The organism is Kitasatospora sp. NPDC001175 (assembly GCF_053598215.1).
Genome location: NZ_JBSFJU010000040.1, coordinates 1 through 14,001 on the forward strand (window position 1 = coordinate 1; position 14,001 = coordinate 14,001).

The 14,001-nt window shown below is 71.6% G+C and carries 8 protein-coding genes; 1 reads left to right on the plus strand and 7 read right to left on the minus strand.

Going from position 1 to position 14,001, the window contains the following annotated elements; all coding sequences use genetic code 11:
- Positions 1–449: 449 nt before the first annotated feature.
- Positions 450–1,292, minus strand: a complete 843-nt coding sequence (locus ACWDAK_RS25530; RefSeq protein WP_427394798.1) for a hypothetical protein — start codon at positions 1,290–1,292, stop codon at positions 450–452.
- A gap of 431 nt (positions 1,293–1,723) precedes the next feature.
- Positions 1,724–3,343 (minus strand): replication-relaxation family protein, encoded by a 1,620-nt coding sequence (locus tag ACWDAK_RS25535; protein WP_427394797.1) that lies wholly within the window; start codon positions 3,341–3,343, stop codon positions 1,724–1,726.
- Between the two features lie 686 nt (positions 3,344–4,029).
- On the opposite strand from ACWDAK_RS25535, the gene ACWDAK_RS25540 reads away from it, so the two are divergent.
- Positions 4,030–4,893, plus strand: coding sequence for a replication-relaxation family protein (locus ACWDAK_RS25540; protein WP_427394796.1), 864 nt, complete (start codon positions 4,030–4,032; stop codon positions 4,891–4,893).
- A 326-nt stretch (positions 4,894–5,219) separates the two neighbouring features.
- On the opposite strand, the gene ACWDAK_RS25545 is transcribed toward ACWDAK_RS25540, so the two are convergent.
- From ACWDAK_RS25545 to ACWDAK_RS25565, 5 genes are all read right to left on the minus strand, one after another.
- Positions 5,220–5,522, minus strand: a complete 303-nt coding sequence (locus tag ACWDAK_RS25545; RefSeq protein ID WP_427394795.1) for a hypothetical protein — start codon at positions 5,520–5,522, stop codon at positions 5,220–5,222.
- Between the two features lie 198 nt (positions 5,523–5,720).
- Positions 5,721–6,503, minus strand: a complete 783-nt coding sequence (locus tag ACWDAK_RS25550; protein ID WP_427394794.1) for a hypothetical protein — start codon at positions 6,501–6,503, stop codon at positions 5,721–5,723.
- Between the two features lie 362 nt (positions 6,504–6,865).
- Entirely contained in the window at positions 6,866–8,023 is a 1,158-nt protein-coding gene (locus ACWDAK_RS25555; RefSeq protein WP_427394793.1) for a hypothetical protein, read from the minus strand.
- A gap of 71 nt (positions 8,024–8,094) precedes the next feature.
- On the minus strand, positions 8,095–11,574 hold the full coding sequence (locus tag ACWDAK_RS25560; RefSeq protein ID WP_427394792.1) for a hypothetical protein: 3,480 nt from the start codon (positions 11,572–11,574) through the stop codon (positions 8,095–8,097).
- 57 nt (positions 11,575–11,631) lie between these two features.
- The gene (locus ACWDAK_RS25565) at positions 11,632–13,893 is read right to left on the minus strand and encodes a hypothetical protein (RefSeq protein ID WP_427394791.1); all 2,262 of its coding nucleotides are present in this window, start codon (positions 13,891–13,893) and stop codon (positions 11,632–11,634) included.
- Positions 13,894–14,001: the final 108 nt, after the last annotated feature.

Sequence of the window (14,001 nt, forward strand, 5' to 3'; positions counted from 1 at the left end):
CGGCTCCGAAGGGCCAAACCTTCATCTCTCGCACAGCACCGCAATTAGAAGTTCACTACCAATAACTCCCTTTCACGTTCAGGACACACTCACAGGCCGCGACAGCCCCCAACGCGACAGGGGGTCGCGACAACCCCCGCGACAGCCTCCGTGTCCTGTGCCACCGGACCTTGACCTGTTGCCACTGAAGATTGACCGATGCGATTTCGTGTCACCGAAGTTGAACCGACTGCGTTTCGTGCCACTGAACTTCAGCCGGCCCGGTTACCGCGGTTGGTGGGCGGCGGCCACGAGTTCAGGGAGCGGGCGGCGTGCCGTGCAGCGTGCCGGCGGCTTTGGCGGTGGCGGGCTAGCCGTGCAGCGGCCCGCAGAGGATGACCGGGCGCTGCCCCCCTCGCCCTCCGCCTCGCCGAAGGACTGGCTCAGCGAGGCAGAAGGCGGGCGCAGCGTCAGTAGGTCAGTACGACGCAGCCGGGCTGGCCATCCCGGCCGGGGAGTCCTGGCGAGCTGGGGACGTCGCCGGCGGGGCTACCGCCTCCCCCTCCCTGGCCTCCGTCTCCGCCGTTTCCGTTGTTGCCGTTGGGGGCCTGTTGCAGTGTGTCGATCATGCCGGCGGATCCGCCGGTGCCCGCCTTCCCCCACTGGGGTCCGTCAGTGGAGTATTTGCCTCCGGCACCGCCGTCGCTGCCGTGGTTGCCGGGCTGGGGGTTGGTGGTGTTCTGACGGAACGCCTCACCGCTGCCGCTGGCCTCTCCGCCCTCCCCGCCCTGGCCGCCGGCTCCTCCGCTGGCAGAGCCGCTGGTGGTGCTGTCGCCGCACTGGCCGCCCGAGGCGCCACCCGGCCCACCGCCGCCCGTCAGCACACTCCCGGTGGATTTCTGGACCAGGCTTGAATCTCCGCCGTTGGAGCCCGGGCTGCCTGCCGCTGCGATCTGCAACAGGTTTCCGCTGGCGCCGAAGGTGGCTTCCACGCCGCCGGCCCCGCCCGCGCCTCCGGCACCGACGTTGATCAGCAGGGTCTCACCGGGCTGGACCGCCACGGAGCCCTGGTTGGCGGCTCCTCCGCCGCCTCCGCCACCCCCGCCGCCGGCGCCCCCGCGACTCCCGCCATGACCGCCCCCGATGCCGGGCGTGAAATCGCTTCCAGCAGAAATGAACGTGGTTCCGTCGCCTCCCCCACCGCCGCCCGCGCCCCCGCCGCCCCCGCCCAGCACCGTCGCGGTGATCGAGGTGACGCCCTGCGGAACGGTGAAGGGGAACGAACCAGGGTCGGAGAACACTGAGACAGTCATCTTCTCTCCCATCAGCCAGAGGCAGGCGGTCCTGCCCTCGCGCGGACTTACCCACCCCGTCACCCGAGAATCACCGCATGGTCCAGATGGCCGTAGCCTCGCTGGATCTGCTCAAGCGTCCGCCTGAGCAGACCGGCCGCGCCCGCGTGGGTCGCGCCGGTCACTTCCGCCAGCCAACGCACCGCAGTTGACCGCCCCTTGCCCGCTGCGATCTGTTCCTGGGATTGGCGGACAGCCTGGCCCACGGGCAGGCGCCGGGGCGTTGGACCGCTCCTTGTATCCGTCTCATAACCAGGGCTGCTGGGGGGTTCGCTCATAACGGCCGTCCTCCCACCGGGCGGTCAACCTTCGGTGGCACAAACCGTCGTCCGTCAACCTTTAGTGGCAGTCGGTCAAGGTCCGGTGGCACAGGACACTCCGGGCACCGGAGCTCACGGGGTGCGGTCCTTCACCGGGTAGAGCTCGGCGTGCCGCACCCGATCCTTCCACCAGGGGTCGGCGGGGGCCGAGAGGCGGGCGGCCAGCAGCTCCCGCCTGGTCGGGGCGGGCAGCACCAGCGGGCCCCGCTGGTTCATCGACCGCTTGCTGTCGCACTGCGGGCACTCCAGCCGGTCGGGGCCGGCCTTCTCCTTCAGTTCCAGGAACGAGCCTTCCTCCCCGCCGATGGAGCCCCGGCACGTCCAGCACGGGCGCAGCTGCGCGTTGGCCGTGCGGGCCGCCTCCAGCCGCGCCTGGGCCTTGGCCTCCCCCTCCTGCTCGCGCTGCTCATGGTGCTTCTCGTGGCAGGACCAGCAGCGGCCGCCGGGGCGGCGGGTCCACTCCTGTCGGCCCTGGGGGCCGTACTCAAGGGTGCTCTCCTGCTTCGGCACGTCGCCGCAGTCGGCGCAGGCGAGGGTGCGCATCAGCTCGCGGTGCTCCTGGCGGGCCTTCTTCTCCCGGGCTTCCTGGCGTTCGTCGTAGGCGGCGCGGGTGTCGGGGCTCTCCAGCGCATCGAGCAGGGAGTAGCGGGCTCCGTCGCGGCCGTAGCGCCACCACACCGGGCCGAGCGGGCCGTGCTCGGCCAGCAGCTCCAGGGTGGTGGCGATGACCGGCACCGCGTCGTCGTACTCGCGCCAGCCGTCCCCGTCGTTGTCGTGCCGCGTGATGGTCCACCAGCTGCCGCCCCAGGCGTCGCGGGCCAGGTCCGCCACCGCCTGCTGCCGGTTGGCCAGCGCCACCGGTCCAGCACCGGTGACGACCAGGGCGACTGGCGGGTACCCGGGCCGGGTGTGGCCGGGCCAGGTCCTGCGCCACCAGTGGACCATCCGGTCGGCCGGGTCCTCGTCGGCCAGCGCCGGGTCCGTGGTCTTCACCTTCGTGCGGAACAGCTCGCGGTAGGCGGTGAACTTCGCGGCCACCCGCTCCGGCGCCATGGTGGAGCGGTCGACCTCCACCATCAGCACCGGCACCCCGATCTCCGGTGCCTGCCACACCGCGTCGGGGCGCACCTTGCGCTTCCCACCGGGCAGGGGGAACTCCACCTCCGTCGCCCAGTCCTCCACCGTGCCGACCCCGCCCGGGGCACCCGGCGCGGTGCCGCCCAGGACGAAGGCCAGCACGGTCTCGTTGACCGCCATCGCGTGCTGCGCACCGGAGCGACCGGCGCCCCGGGCCGCCCCGCCCATGTCGGAGCGGGGCAGGCCGAGCACCTGCCCGGCCGCCTCCAGCCCGGCCGTGCCCTCCAGCCGCCACGTCTTGTGCCCCGTCCTGGTGTTGCCGTCGGAGGCGACCAGGCCGTGCCCGGCGAGATCGCGCAGCGCCTGCCGGATCACGGTGTTCGACGCCGCCCCGGGGCGCAGCAGGCGCTGGAGCTGGTCGGCGGTGGCGACCTTGAGGACGCCGAGCGCGCCGAGGACGTCCGCGCGCAGCCGGGCGGTGGAGCCGTTCGGCCAGGCCGCGCCGCGCCGGTAGGCGGTGCGGCCTGGCCGGGACGGCTGGGTGGGTTCGACGGCATCGCCCTGGCCGTCGTAGTCGTGGTCGTCGGGTCCGGTGGGGCGCTGAGGGGTGCTCACGGGCTTCTCCCGGGGGTGGTGGTCGAGTGCTGCCTCTCCGGGATATCCCGCTCCCCTGACAGCCGTCAGCCCCGTTTCCGCCCCACCCACCACCAGGCCCTCCCGGGCCCGGGTGCCGCCGCCGATCCGCCCCATCCGCGAGCGGCCGGCACCAGCCGGACGCGAGAAGAAGAACAGCCCGCCGCAGGCGCGGAAAACCCGAACCGACCAACCGACACCAACAACCACAACCCAAACCAGAAAGACGGGAGAAGAGGGTTGTCAGAATCCCGGCCGGGGGCGGATCCGGGCCCTGAGCTGCCGGTTTTCCCGCTTTCGGCGTGCAAGGTCCGGTAGGGGGTTCGGAGGGGGAAACGGCAGGGGCGGCGGAAGTACGCCGGGCAAACTCACCGGGGCCACCAAGGTATCGGTGAGTTTCCTTGATGGTCCATCAAGGAAACTCACCGGCACCTTGATTGCCATCTCCGCAGGTCAGGGGCACGTCTCCAAGGTTGCAAGGGACTGGATAACGGACCCGTTACCGGACCGGTGAGAAGGCCGGTTAGAACGCGGGATACCTTGGTAGCGGGAGTTATGCAATCGTTATAAAAAGCGGCTCTTTCACCAAGAAATCCGGTGAGAAACGCGAGGTTTCATTCCCCGAGCACGGGAGCGCCCCGTGCACGAAACCCGCGAGGAGCCCTTTCGTGAACGGGGAACTGGAGACCGACCACGACGTCCTGGTGACGCTCGCCCGCTTCACGCTGGCCACCGCCGAGCAGCTCCACCAGCTGCACGGCGGACAGGCCGGCCTCAAGCAGACCCAGAAGCGCATGGCCCGCCTGCACGAGGAGGGCCTGGCCGAGTTCGTCACCCTGCCACAGGCCGGCCGCGCGAAGGCCTGGCACCTCACCGGCCAAGGGGTGGCCACCGCCGCGACCTTCCCCGAGGCCCGCCGCCCGGGCCATCAGGCGGCGCCCGCCGAGCAGGCAGCCCTGCGCTACGGGCGCGGCCACCTGCTCGACCTCGGCCGGGTGCACACCGCGTTCGTCGCCGACGCCCGTGCCCGCGGCGAGGGCTGCGGCCCGCTCGACCTGGTCCCCGCCCCCGAACACCCCACCGGTCCGGCTGGGGAGGCTTACCGGCCCGCCGCCGAGCTCTCCTACACCGCGACCACCACCGGCGGCCGGCGACGGCTGCGGGCCTTCGTCGAACTCCACCGCCCCGGCACGGGCACCGAGCACACCGCGGAGCAGCTGGCGGCCTGCGCCGCACTGTGGGAGCAGGCGGTCCCCGGCGGTTCGGGCCGGGCGTGGGAGCGGCGCTGGAGGGCGTTCCCGAGCGTGCTGGTCGTCCTGGTCGGCACCACGGCCGCCGCCGTCGATGCGGCGGTGGAGGAGCTGCGCCTGGCCGTCGAGGAGCGGCCGGCCGTCGCCGAACTGCTCGCCGCCGTCCCCACCGGCGCAGCCCGCCTCGAGGACCTGGTCCAGCACGGCCCCGCCGCTGCGGTGTGGCACCCGCTCGGCGCCGAAGGCCGGCGCCCGCGCGGCTGGACACAGCTGCAGCCCTGACCGGCGCCCTCACCTTGGTGCCTCGCTCGGAGCGCTCCGGGCGGGGCATCAAGATATCCGGGGGTTCGTCAGGCAAGTTCGTCACGTGGGTTGTCAGGCGTCGGGGCCGGGGTCCTGCCGCTGGAAGTGAGCTTCGAGAACTTCCTGGACGCCGAGGAGCATGCTCCGATCGTGCTGCTCGGCGCGGGCCAGGACGTTCCCCTGGTGCTCGATCCCGGCGTCACTGCACCACGGCGGAGAGGGCCCCGCCGCGACGTCGCGGCGGGGCCCTCTCCGCCTGCCAGCGAAGGTGCGACCGGCAAGGTATGCGACCAGCGGCGTTTGTCCTAGGAGAACGGCCGCCAAAAGGTCTCTTCCTTCTGGAAGGTAAAGCCGAGATTGGTCGGATCGAAAGCCGAGTAGGCGGCCGAGCGGGCTACGTTTCCGGACCCGTCCTCCACGCGGAGAGTCGCCGGAACGACCGTCCCACCGTTGACCACGATCACCGGGACGCCATCCCGGTACTCGATTGCCAGCGTCGCGATGTCCTCGGGCTTGACCTGATCGGCCGGGATGAGCGGAGGCTGGGTTGCTTCGGTCCCGAGCGTCGCCGGGGCCGGCCCCTTGGAGTTGAGCGTGTTCTCCGACATGGTCTCTCCTCACCGACCGGCTTCCTGCCGGCCACTGCGAGCTTCCCATAACCCAGCGTGGCCAATCAATCACGGTCTCCGCTCAGCGCCAACGACACCACGACAACAGCAACATTGCGCGGCAAGCAGCTCCGGTACCCGAGGCGATCACCACCGTGGCCGCCGCCCGGCCCCGACCCGATTGCCTTACTTGGCTTACTACTCTCCGAGGCTCTGACCAGCGGGAACGGGCCGGGCCACCAGATAACCCTCGACCGGCAGCGCGCGGTGGTGGTCGCGTGCGCTGATGCCGTCCTCCCGGTACGGCGGGGCGTACCAGGCGGCCTCGGAGTCGGTCTGCACCGTGCAGATGCGGCGCAGCAGTCGGCGGTGGTCCGTCTGCGTCTTGTGCTTCTTCTGCTCGTCGGTGAGGGGCCCCGCTCCGGGCCTGGGGGCGCGCTTGCGGCCGGCCTCGAAGATGAGGGCGACGGGTGGTGGGCCCTCGCGGCCGGTGGCCGGGTAGAGGGTGGGCCACAGGCGCAGGGCGTGGGTGCGCTCTCCCCTGCGGGCGAGTGCCTTCTCGAAGGCGGCCTTGGTGGCGCCCTTGGCGGGGAGCTCGCACCAGGTGCGGTAGGCGGTGAGCTTGTCGACCAGGGTGCCGGTGCTCTCGTTCTCGCGGTCGACCTCCACCAGGAGCAGCGGCAGGTCGGTGCCCGGATCGCAAAGCACCAGGTCGGCGAAGAGCGAGCGGCGGCCGGGCAGCGCGTGCTCGACCTCGGTGGAGAACGCGGTCAGGTGCCCGATGCCCGCGCGGGCGAGGAGGCCGGCGACGGCGGCGACGTCTAGGGCGTGCTCGGAGAACACCGCCGCCGATCCCTCCCGCTCCTGGCGCAGCGCCGACAGCTTGGCCCCGGCCGGGAGCAGTACCGCGGCCTCGCGGCGTCCGGCCGCGGTCAGGCACCACAGCTTGCGCCCGTCCGGCAGCCGCAGCTCCTGGCGCACCCTCCCCGCCTCACCAGCGCCTCGGGGCGAAACTCACCACCGCTGGTCAGCGGGGGTGCCGAAACTCCCCGGCACAGGTCAGCGGCCTGCGCCGGGGAGAGGCGGAGTCAGGAGCGGCGCCACCAGGAGCCGCGCCGCTTCTCCTCGGCCAGAGCGGCTTCGGCGGCGGCCTGCCCGCGCTCGGCCTCCTCCCGCGCCTTCTCGTAAGCGGCGGCCTCGCGGCAGCCGGCGCACAGCCCGTCGTCCTTCCAGCCCCGTTCCTTCTCGGCCCACCGCTCGTCCGAGAACGGTGGCGGACCTGCGGCTGGTGGCCGAGGAGAACCCGGCCGTAGGCGGACAATATGCCGCCCGACTTCGTCCGGTCACAGCCAGGTTCCGAAGGGGTAGAAGTCCCCGTTCGCACGGCCGAGGTTATTCGGAACCCCGACCTCGAGGCGCCAGCCTTTTCGCACGAAGTGCGGAATTTTCTCCGCCGGGGAGAAAAGAGTGGACCATTCGCCTGGTCCTGTGGGTTTCTGGACGCTGCATGTGGCATTGACTTGGAAATTCAGGATGAAAAAGCCGTCGCACCGGAATTCGTAGCGCCATTTATTGGGAAAGTAAACTGTTCCCGAGTCGATTCCACGATCGTATCCGAATAGGTTGACTTGTGCCCTGGAGAAGTCGACGCTGCTTCCGGCGGCGTTGACTTGTGCCCCGGAGAAGTCGACGCTGCCACCGGCGTTAAGGGTGTCGTTGACGGTGATGCTGCCGATGTCGAGGTCGGGCTTGATGACGGTGAGATGGGTGGAGAGGATCCGTACGACGGGGTTGGATGCGTCGCCGGTGGTGGCGCGGAGGTAGAACGTGGTGTCGGATTTGATGCCTTCGATGGGCAGGCTGGTGCGGTTGGTGACGTCCCGGTCGAAGCCTAGGTACAGCAGTTCGTAGGTGGCGTTGGCGGAGCGTTCCCAGGTCAGCAGTACGTCACCGCCGTTGGGGATGATGGAGGGCTCGCACTGGAAGTTCCGCAGGTAGAAGTCGGCGGGGAACTTGCCCAGGTGGAAGATCGTCGCCCTGTCCTTGAATGCGGCGTTTCCGGTGCGGGAGCTTTCCGTGACGGTGACCGGGGCGGTGCCGACCTTCCGGTTGATCGGGATGTCGGAGAGCTGGATGGTGAAGCCGGTGTCCGGGCCGATCGGGGCGTGGCTGGCGGTGGGCGCGCAGACGAACTCCTTGGCCGCGGAGTCCAGCCGGACGGTCCAGTCGGTGAGGCTGATCCGCGGGCTGATCTTGTTCAGGTCGGTGGCGAGGTCGGGTGACATCGTGCCGGCCGGGACCTTCACCCTGATCCACTCGACGTCGGCCGGGGTGCCGCTCTGCCGGGAGACGGAGATGACGACCTCCCCGATCTCCTCGGGAGCCTGTGGGTTCTCTGGTGACGCCTTCAGCGGGCTCGGCGTGGTGGTGATCTGATACGACAGCAGCGGCTCGTCGTCGGGGGCGGTAGCCGGGTCCTTGGTCTGGATCACGACGGTCACAGGGCAGTCCTTTGGTTTCTTGGGCCGCGCCGCCCCGGGGTGGGGCGGCGCATGGTCGGAGGTCGGGGCTGTCAGTGGTCGGTGCGGCTGTGGGCGACGGCGTCGTCGAGGGTGAGGAAGCCGGAGCGGATCTCGGGTTCGGCGAGGGGGAGGTCGTACTGGTCCTGGCTGAGGATCGGCAGCTTCTCCCAGGCGCCGCCGCGGTTTTCGGACCAGGTCCAGGTGCCGACGACGCAGGCCGGGGCCGGCATGAGGACGGTCTCCTCACTCTCGCCCTGAGGGCCGCGCAGGGCGGTGGTGGCGGCCAGGAGCGGTCCGGTACGGAAGTTCACGCTCATGCGGGCGATCGCCGGATCGGTGAACTCCTGCGGGACGAACACCGTCTTGGTGGCGAGGATGTCGGTGGTGGCGTGCACGGCGGCGCGCGGGTCCAGGAGCACGGTGGCGACCGCGGTGCTGTTCTCGCCGAAGTCCAGCTCCAGGCTGGGCCGGTCGCCGATCGGCCGCAGGTACTCCCCGCCGCCGGCGGCCGGGTCGACGACCGTCTCGAAGTACTCGTAGTCGTCGTCGAGGACGTAGCCGACCAGGCCGTCATCCGTCTGCTGCGCCTCGCCGAGGCGGATCGTCCACGGGTAGGTCGGCAGCTCCGGTGTGGGCGGGTCGAAGAGGTTCTGCCAGCTGACGTCGGTGCGCACGGGGCCGCGCAGGTCCATGGTGAGGCGGGTGCGGACCAGGGCGAGGGGACGGCCGAGGAGGAAGCCGAGGCCGGGGTCGGCCGGGCCGTCCGGGTCGATGGTCTCCAGGGCGCGGTCGACGGTTGCGCGGAAGGCGTCGAAGGTCTGCGGGCCGCGGGTCTTGACGGCGTTCAGCAGCCGGTAGGCGTGCTTGGAGATGTCCCGCAGTTGCTCGAAGCGGGTCACCTGGGAGCCGGGCAGGGCGGACCAGGAGACCTCCCGCTGGCCGTTGGGGTTCAGGGTGACGCGCAGTTCGCCGAGCGCGGCGCCGTCGGGGGCGTGGACGACGAGGGACTGGTCGAGGCGGTTGTGCAGCAGCCAGGCGCAGACCGGGTTGGCCCCGGGGGTCAGGTCGGTGTCGTCGTCGGTGGTGGCGGCGAGGAAGTCGAAGCGCAGCCGGGCCGGCTGCAGGAGACGGGGGCCCAGTTCGACCAGGCGGTCGCTGTCGTAGTCGCTGACGGGGTGGGCCGGGCGCATGGTGTCGGGCATCTCGGGGCGGAAGTGGGATGAGGTGGTGATGAGGTTGACGGAGCGTCCGAAGCGGTCGACGACGGCCAGGTCGAGGAAGGCGAGCTGGCCGGCGCGCAGGTCCTGGAAGGTGGAGTCGGGCCACTCGTCCCAGTCGCTGGCGGGCATGCCGCCGGGGTCCGGCGGGGGGTAGTCGCCGTTGCCGATGAGGTCGGCGAGGTCGCCGGCGGGCTGGAGGCCGGCCAGGGGCTGGCGTTGGGCGATGGCGGCGCCGAAGCCGTCGAGGGTCTGGGAGAGGTAGTCCGCTTCGCGAACCTGGGAGCGCACGTGCCGCAGAGCGTCGGCAGGCAGCTGGGCGCGCACGCGGGCGTAGGTCTGCAAGGTGCCGTCGACGATGTGGCCGGCGGTTGGGGCGAGGAGCTGGCGGCCGGAGACGACCAGCGGGGTGCCGGGCTCTCCGGTGCCCTTCCACTGGTAGCGGGAACCGTCGACGAAGTCCCAGTGCGCCGTGTCGCCGTCGCGCAGCGGCAGGGGGAAGTATTCGGCCTTCCACAACAGGAACAGCGGCTGCCAGGGCATCGCCCACGGCGTGATTCCGTACTCGGGCAGGGTGCCCGTGACGTCCCGGATCGCACCGGTCTTCAGGGCGCGCTCCAGGATGAGGAACTCGCTGAGCAACGCGGGGAGGCATGGCGGCTGCTGCCCGGTGAGGTCGATCTGGGCGGCGGTGCCTGCGACGTCGGTGGTGGTGATGCCGGAGGCGCGGGTGACCACTCGTTCGGGGGTGCGGCAGGGCAGGGCGGTGTCCCGGGTGAGCGGGGCGTGCAGGTTGGCGCCCTGAAGGGTGAGGACCGGGTCGGCGCTGTACTCGAAGTCCTCGGCCGGGACGCGGATCAGGCGGCGGGCGGCGCGGGCGCCGTAGGCCGGGTACAGGGCGTCGATGCGCGCCGCCAGGTCCGCCTCGCTCTTGCCCCAGGGCAGTTCGGCGCGCTGTTCGGCCAGGCGGCGGGCGAGGGCGACGACGCGTCCGGCGGCGCCGTCGGGGTTCGTGAGTTCGAGTTCGTCGTCGATGCGGCCGGTGAACTCCGAGGGCTTCTCCCTCAGGTGGGTGAGCCACCACAAGTGGTAGAGGTGTTCGCGGGCGGCGTCCAGGTCGGCTTCGGTGGCGTCGTGGGCGGCCTGGCGGCGGTTGAGGTCGGCGACGGTCTCGGCCTCCGCCGCCCGGGCCGCGCGGGAGGTGGTCCGGCCGGTCTCCTCGCCGCGTTCGCCGATGAACCAGCGGTAGCCACCGTGCACGGGGCCGAAGGCGCTGTCGTGGGCGCGGCGGTCGGTGAGGATGTCGGCCTCGGGTCGGTCCCGCTCCTCCAGGGCGTCGATGCCGCCGAGGAGGAAGGCCCGGAACAGGTCGGCCTCGTCGCCGGACAGTGCGCCTTCGCCGTCGGCCTGGGCGCCGAGTTCGGCGACGGCTTCGGCGATGCTGTTCGACACGATCGCGGTGACCTTGTCCGGGCTGGGACAGGCTGGCTCTGACTCGGGAACGGGGCCGGTCAGGTCCCAGTCCAGGCCCAGGACCGTACCGGAGTAGACGGAGGAGCGGATGCCGCTGCCGGAGCCGACGGGTGGCGTCCACTGCAGGTGCTCCAGCAGCGCGGCGAGGTCATCGGTGTCGGCGAGGATGTCACTGTCCGGCTGGGCGTACCAGCCGGCTACCAGGTAGCTGAGCCGTTCCTGCGACGGGAGTTCGCCCTCCGGGCTGTCGAGGAGCGTGTCGTGCATCGAGAAGACGTTGCTGTTGTAGGGCTGGAAGACCGAGAAGGCCGGCAGGCCGGGGCCGAGCGCGGTCAGGAACGGCTCGCGGCGGCCGACCGGTTCCCGCCAGGGGCCGGTGAGTTCGTGGCACCTGCCGATCAGGGTCGCGGCGGGCTCTTCACTGTCGCTGTCGGGGTCCAAGCCGGGGTTCTGAAAGGAGACGCTGCCGTCCATCGGGTCGAGGTAGTCGCTCTCGACGATCCAGGCCTTCAGCGCGCGGGTGCTCTCGCGGTGGCGCACGACGAGCCACCGGTTCGGCACCAGGGGAAAGTCACCGACGCCTTCCTCCTCGTCGTGGCGGCCGCGAGTGAGGGCGGCGGGCAGCTCCCACTGGAGGTAGACACCGAGGCGCTCCTCCCGCCCTTTCCACTCCTCAGGACTCTCGAACGGCGCGGGCTCCGGCGCGACACCCCGGCCGATGTCCTTGAAGTTGGTGATCCAGCGGTTGAAGACGTGCGGAGTTCCGGTGTCGCGGGTGGCCCGGTTGACGGCGAGCGCCGCAACCTCGACCGGCACGACGAGGGTGGTGTCCACGGACATGGCCCGGGGTCCTTTCATTCAGCGCTCGGCAGTACGGCGCGGGAACAGGGGCGCGGCTCAGGGCCGGGAGAACGTCTGCACCTGCGGGGCGTTGATCATCTGCAGGGCGAACTGGGCCGAGGAGATCCGCTGGCCTCCGGTGAGCCCGTGGGCGGTGGAGAGGGCGGGCACCAGGGCGTCGCCCGTGCCGTCGACATTGAGGACATCCCGGCCGCCGGGGCGCAGGAAGCGACGGAAGCGACTGTCATCGAGCGGCGGGGGCGGCGGGAACTCGCCCATCGGGTGACCGATCCGGTCCCCGCTGATCTCGCGCAGCTCGATCGTGCCCCGGTCACCGATGCCGAAGCACAGGCCGCGCGGCGGCTCCGCCAGCTCGAAGCGGTCGATGACCTCCGGAAAGAGCAGCAGGCGGACCTCGGTGCCGAACACCGCGTCGCGCACCGGGTCGACGGTGCGCTGCCCCACATAGGCGGTGACGATGGTGTTGGGCCAGTTCGGGACGAGGCTGGAGTTGATCAGCACCGCGCACTTCGGCACGGGACCGCCGCCGGTAGCCAGCTTGTTGAGGTCGGCGTCCAGGGCGTGGCCCACCCCGACGCTCAGCGCACCGTCCACGGCCGCCCGCACCCAGTCGCCGTCGACGTAGGCGAAGCGGATGCTCTCCGACGGCAGCGCGCGCGGGTCGGGGACCAGGTGGGACAGGTCCACCAGCTCCAGGCGGCGCAGCGCGTCCAGCCAGGCGGTGACCTTCGCGAACTGGTCGGGGGCGGCCTGGGTGAGGAGGTTCGCGACGCCGGGCTGGGCAAGGACGGCACGTGCGTCGCCAGGGCTGCGGCGGGCACGGGCCGCGGTGCGGCGGTGGCCAGCCCGCAGCTGGGGGCCGGCCTGGTCGAGGGCCTGCGTGAGCCGCGCACCGCCCCTGCCTCGCCCGTCGCCGGGCTCGTTGGCGTCCGTGAGGAGGCGGTCGAAGGCCTCGAAGGCCAGCGGTGCGGTGAGGTGACGGCCGGTCAGGGCGGTGGCGGCGCGGCCAGCGAGCTCCGGGTGGGAGGCGAGGCGGCGGGCCGCGGTGCGGGCGGCGGAGCGGAACTCCAGCAGGGCGCTGCGGAATTCGGCGTCGGCGAGGGCGAGGGCGCGGCCGGTGGTGAAAGCTGCGGCGTAGGCGGTGTCGAAGACGCCGTACTGCTGCAGGTAGATCAACGCCTCGCCCGGGGAGTCCAGGCGGGTGGCAGCGGGTTCGGGAAGCTCCTGGGCGGGTCGGGCGGTGAGCGGGCCGCGGTAGAAGGCGAAGGTGCGCTCGCCGGTTTCCAGGCGCTGCGGCAGGGCCACGGCGCCCCCGTCCATCCGGTCCACGGCCTCGGCCTGCGGGCCAGTCGGGTTCACGGGGGCATGGGTGGGTACGCGCAGGCGCAGCTGATCGGCGGGGCGCGGGGTGGTGCCGTCGGTGGTGGCCAGGTGCTGGGCAAGGTCGCCGAAGCCGATGCCGGAGTCGAGTTCGGTGGTGAAGGACCAGGAGACGAGCGAGACCAGGCGCAGACCCTCGGCGGGCGCGGTGGCAGTCAGGTACCGGTCGTGGCCTTCGAAGGAGACCAGGTGGACGACATGGCGCCCGCCAGCGGCGGTGGGGAAGCGGTTGGCGACGAGGACGGCGTTGAGTTCGCCCTCATCCGGTTCGGGGTCGGTGCCGGCGCGGGTGGCGTCGGGGCGCCCGCCCTCGCGCAGGTGCGCGAGGTAGCCCATCTCGGCGGGCAGGGGCTTGACCGCGTCGAACAGCGCGGCGGGGACGAGGACGCTGGCGCACTGCTCGTCGTACTCGTCCGGGCGCATGCTCTCCGGGGCGATGACCGGTACCGCTCCGGGGCCATGGTCTCCGTCCAGGAGCTCGCGCACGCTGCCGGCGGTCACCAGGCCCACCGCGTCGGGGTCTTCGGGCAGTTCGTCCTCGCGGAACAGCAGCAGGGCCATCCACGGAACGGCGCCCGGCCGGCCCGGGCCCAGGGGGCGGTTCCAGGGCAGGCCGGGGACGTCGAGGTTGATGTGGGCGAGGGTCTGGCTGTAGGTGCCGACCGCGTTCGGAACGGGGAACTGGGCGTTGATGGCGGTCGGGTCGACGCTGAAGCGCGGCTGGACGACGTCGAAGGGCTGCGGGGTAGCGTCGATGACGCGGTCCGCTCCGCCGACGTCTTTGAGGGTCTGCCGGTTGTCGATGGCGTAGCGGCCGGCGTAGAGGGAGGGGATGCGGTGGTCGAAGAAGCGGGTGCGGTGCTCGGCGCCGGGAGTGCTGGTACGCGGCGCGGGGCCGGGTTCGGAGGTGGTGGTCACGGGCGTGCCTTTCGACAGGACGCGGCAAAGGGCGAGGGGCGGGGGCGCCTTGCGCAGGCGCGTGGCGCTGCGAGCCGCCCCAGCCTGGGGACGGCCCGGTTGGTGCGC